We start from the raw sequence: 4,049 nt of genomic DNA, 5'->3' as shown, positions 1-4,049 counted from the left end.
ATAAATATACAAATCCACATTCACATATTCAATTTTACAAATTAACAAAACCGTCTTCAACTACGGTTATTAAAGGTTGAAAGAAAGGAGATGTATGTTGTAAATGACCAGCTAGATGGTCAATTACAATATACCAGGTATATATATGACACATTTTTATATTATTAGACATGGAGAAACGGTATTTAATCGTAAAGGCCGTATTCAAGGATGGTGTGATTCACCGTTGACGGATTTGGGTGTTTCTCAGGCAAAACAATTGGGTAAAGAATTGAAGAATGTTCCATTTAATGTATGTTTTTGTTCAACGAGTGAAAGAGCTATAGATACGGCAAACTCTATTTTAGAGGGTAGAAATGTAAAGATTATTCCTTCTAAAAGTTTAAAGGAGCAGAGTTTTGGTGATTTTGAGGCTGAAAAATCAGTGGATATATTTAAAGATGGAGTACGTTTTCCAGATGGTTATCGTTTTTGTGGTGGTGAAAATCATAGTGATGTTATAGAAAGAGTAACGAAGGAATTAAAAAAAATCGCATCCGAATATCCGAATGCGAATGTTTTAGTAGTTTGTCATGGTTCTGCCATCAAACATATTGTGAACGTATTGTGTCCCGGTTTTGTGGATGAAAAACCGAATACAGCAGCTTTAGTGCCAAATTGTTCGGTGACGAGAATGGATTGTGATACAGAATTAAAACTTATTGAAAAGCCTCATCTTTTTCACGGTCAACAAACATTAAAATAAAGGCGAGTATTAATAGTGAAACGCTTATCCAGATAGCTTTTGCTGAAAAAATCCGAATACAAAAGTTTCCTAGAATAGCACCGATTATAAATGTTAAAATAATTAAGTAGTAGAGAAGTCCACTTTGTAGATGTTGGACTTTTTTTGTGCATAAATAATTACACATTTCGTGTGTCCCTGTTCTTAAATTTCCAATACACATCGTTGTTGCGTAACCTTTACCATGTATTTTACGAAAGGCTTGTACTTGTAAGCCACACGCAAAAGAAGTTAAAGAATTTGCGAGAAGGTTTTGTTCGAATGAAATATACCCAATGCCAAATAATATAATGATTTCAATCAAGAGAGTAACTTGTCGCCAGTGTACTTTTTGAATTTTTTGAAAATGTACAAATTCCGCTAAGAAAATACCTAGACCAAAAGCAAGTACAGGACATAAATAATGTAGAGCATGCTGGAATTGTCCACTTGCTAAATTGACACCAAAGAGGAGCATATTTCCAGTTTGGGCATTTGCGAAGACTTGTCCTCTTGCTAAATAGGAATAGGCATCCATAAATCCACCGGATAATGCCAAAAGAATACCGAGTTCAATGGATTCAGATGTTTGTTTTGCTCGTTTCATAGAATAATCACAACCTTTTTACTTTTAAGATAATAATGCAAAATGATAAAAAATAAAAGCCGAAATCGGCTTTTATGTTATTAAACAGTACCTTGTGCTTTCATTGCTTTTGCAACTTTTAAGAATCCAGCAATGTTAGCTCCAACTACATATTCTTTTTCATGACCATATTCTGAAGCAGTATCACGGCAAGTTTCGAAAATATTTACCATAATGTTTTCAAGCTTTTGATCAACTTCTTCTGCTGTCCAAGATAAGTGTTGAGCATTTTGTGACATTTCAAGACCTGAACAAGCAACACCTCCGGCATTGCTTGCTTTACCTGGAGCATAGAATACACCGTTTTTCATAAGATAGTGGATAGCTTCTGGTGTTGTTGGCATGTTAGCCCCTTCGCATACAGCGAAAACTTTATTAGCTACTAATGCTTTTGCATCTTCTAAATCAAGTTCGTTCTGAGTGGCGCATGGAAGTGCGATATCGCATGCAACAGTCCATGGACGAGCATTTGGTGTGTATGTTGCACCTGGTCTTTTTTCAACATATTCTTTAATGCGTCCACGACGAATTTCTTTGATGTCTTTAACTAAATCTAAATCAATTCCCTCTGGATCGTAAATGAATCCGTTTGAATCGGACATAGTTACAACCTTTGCTCCAAGTTGTGTTGCTTTTTCACAAGCATAGATAGCTACGTTACCACTTCCGGAAATCGTGACTGTTTTTCCTTCAAAGCTAGTTCCGTTATCTTTTAATAAAGCTTGTGTAAAGTAACATAAACCATATCCAGTAGCTTCGGTACGAATCAAGGATCCACCGAATGTTAATCCTTTACCTGTCAATACGCCGCTGTATTCATTTTTCAAACGTTTATATTGTCCAAATAAATATCCGACTTCACGGCCCCCAACACCAATGTCTCCAGCAGGAACATCTGTGTTTGGTCCGATGTGACGGTATAATTCGCTCATGAAGCTTTGGCAGAAACGCATAACTTCGCGATCACTTTTTCCTTTTGGATCGAAATCAGATCCACCTTTTCCACCTCCCATAGGAAGTGTAGTCAATGAATTTTTTAATACTTGTTCAAATCCTAAGAATTTGATGATACTAATGTTTACAGATGGGTGGAATCGTAAACCTCCTTTATATGGTCCGATGGCTGAGTTAAATTCAACACGGTAACCACGGTTTACTTGAGTTTTGCCATTGTCATCAACCCAAGGGACACGGAAAATGATTTGTCTTTCAGGTTCTACAAATCTTTCTAATACATCATCGTCTAATTCTTCCGGATGTACATCTGCGATAATATTCAATGATTCGAATACTTCTTCAACGGCTTGAAGAAATTCTTTGTCATTGGGATTTCGTTTTTTTACTGTTTCGTATAATTGCTCTAGGTCTTTCATTTTAAGTCCTCCCTTATTAATACGTGATGATTATAACACAAAAATTGAAAATGTTTCATAAAAATATGAAAAAATTTGTAAGCAACAAAAACAAGTATACAAATGATAGGAAAATTCACATAGCGAGTTCATATATTGTATGTTATTATAGAACTCGGTGATGAGAATGAGAGAAAAATTATATCGTTTTATGCAAGGTAGATATGGTACGGATAAATTAAATCAGTTCATATTTTATGTAGAACTTATTTTATTAGTATTAAGTTTATTTTTTAGAAGAAATATTGTCATAAATATATTGTTCTATATTAGTATTATTATTTATTTAGCACGTGCATTATCGAAAAACTATGTGGCAAGATCAATTGAAAATCAAAAGTTTATTCGGATTCAGGCCAAAATAGTTCATCGTTTTCAAGCATTTAACAAGTCTTTAAAGGATAAACAAAATAAGTATTTAGTTTGTCCTGAATGTGCGCAAATTATTCGTGTTCCTAGAAATAAGGGGAAAATTGAAGTTCGTTGTCCTTCTTGTAGAAAATCTTTTGATGCGAAAAGTTAGATGTATTTACGCAAAGATGGAAAAGTTGTAAAATGTTTGTAGATGTTGAGGAGGATTAAAGAATGAAAATTGGTATGGCATGTGATCATGGAGCATACACATATAAGGAAGAAATTAAACAAATGTTGATTGATGAAGGACATGAAGTTGTGGATTGTGGTTGTCATAGTACAAACAGTGTTGATTATCCGGATATGGCAAAAGCGTGTGCGGATTTAGTTGTGAATGAAGAAGTGGACAAGGGTATTGTTATGTGTGGCACTGGAATTGGAATTTCGATTGCTGCAAATAAAGTAAAAGGAATCCGTTGTGCATTATGTACAGATGTAACTATGGCTCGTTTGACTCGTGAACACAATGATGCGAATATGTTGAGTATGGGACAAAGAACGACAGGTATTGAAACTTGTAAAGATATTGTTCATACTTTCTTGAACACTCCATTTAGTGAGGGTGAAAGACATAAGGGAAGAGTTGCAAAAATCAGTGCAATTGAGGATGCTCAATAAAATTTAGGGATGCTTGGAAAAGTGTCCTTTTTTATTTTTTTAAAAATTTAAAAAAAGGGGTTTACAAGATGGAAATGATTTGGTAATATAGATGAGCACTGCTGAGGTGCAGATGATCTTTGAAAACTGAACAGGAAATAAAAATACAAACTAAAACGTCAATTTCGAAACAAACAAACAAATGAAAGAAAGATGT

The 4,049-nt window shown here is 34.5% G+C and carries 5 protein-coding genes; 3 read left to right on the top strand and 2 right to left on the bottom strand.

Annotated features, from left to right (window positions below; translation table 11 throughout):
• Window positions 1-145: 145 nt before the first annotated feature.
• Window positions 146-745 (top strand): histidine phosphatase family protein, encoded by a 600-nt coding sequence (locus H8911_RS11795; RefSeq protein WP_158567580.1) that lies wholly within the window; start codon window positions 146-148, stop codon window positions 743-745.
• On the opposite strand, the gene H8911_RS11790 is transcribed toward H8911_RS11795, so the two are convergent.
• The gene (locus H8911_RS11790; protein WP_117924073.1) at window positions 699-1,370 is read right to left on the bottom strand and encodes a YoaK family protein; all 672 of its coding nucleotides are present in this window, start codon (window positions 1,368-1,370) and stop codon (window positions 699-701) included. The two genes, H8911_RS11795 and H8911_RS11790, sit on opposite strands and share 47 nt — an antisense overlap.
• Before the next feature lie 80 nt (window positions 1,371-1,450).
• Entirely contained in the window at window positions 1,451-2,782 is a 1,332-nt protein-coding gene (gene gdhA / locus H8911_RS11785; RefSeq protein WP_186999795.1) for an NADP-specific glutamate dehydrogenase, read from the bottom strand.
• 166 nt (window positions 2,783-2,948) lie between these two features.
• On the opposite strand from gdhA, the gene H8911_RS11780 reads away from it, so the two are divergent.
• Both H8911_RS11780 and rpiB read left to right on the top strand, forming a co-directional pair.
• On the top strand, window positions 2,949-3,344 hold the full coding sequence (locus tag H8911_RS11780) for a hypothetical protein (protein ID WP_117924077.1): 396 nt from the start codon (window positions 2,949-2,951) through the stop codon (window positions 3,342-3,344).
• Between the two features lie 62 nt (window positions 3,345-3,406).
• Entirely contained in the window at window positions 3,407-3,853 is a 447-nt protein-coding gene (rpiB, locus tag H8911_RS11775; protein WP_186999794.1) for a ribose 5-phosphate isomerase B, read from the top strand.
• Window positions 3,854-4,049 lie beyond the last annotated feature (196 nt).

Source organism: Holdemanella hominis (genome assembly GCF_014306155.1).
Taxonomy (GTDB): domain Bacteria; phylum Bacillota_I; class Bacilli_A; order Erysipelotrichales; family Erysipelotrichaceae; genus Holdemanella; species Holdemanella hominis.
Note: the sequence above shows the minus strand (reverse complement) of the source record. Positions and strands in the feature narration are given on the sequence as shown.

Bases quoted from the DNA above. Each gene is read 5' to 3' on its own strand.
- H8911_RS11780 (WP_117924077.1), top strand. From the start codon at position 2,949: ATGAGAGAAAAATTATATCGTTTTATGCAAGGTAGATATGGTACGGAT.
- H8911_RS11790 (WP_117924073.1), bottom strand. From the start codon at position 1,370: ATGAAACGAGCAAAACAAACATCTGAATCCATTGAACTCGGTATTCTT.
- rpiB (WP_186999794.1), top strand. From the start codon at position 3,407: ATGAAAATTGGTATGGCATGTGATCATGGAGCATACACATATAAGGAA.
- gdhA (WP_186999795.1), bottom strand. From the start codon at position 2,782: ATGAAAGACCTAGAGCAATTATACGAAACAGTAAAAAAACGAAATCCC.
- H8911_RS11795 (WP_158567580.1), top strand. From the start codon at position 146: ATGACACATTTTTATATTATTAGACATGGAGAAACGGTATTTAATCGT.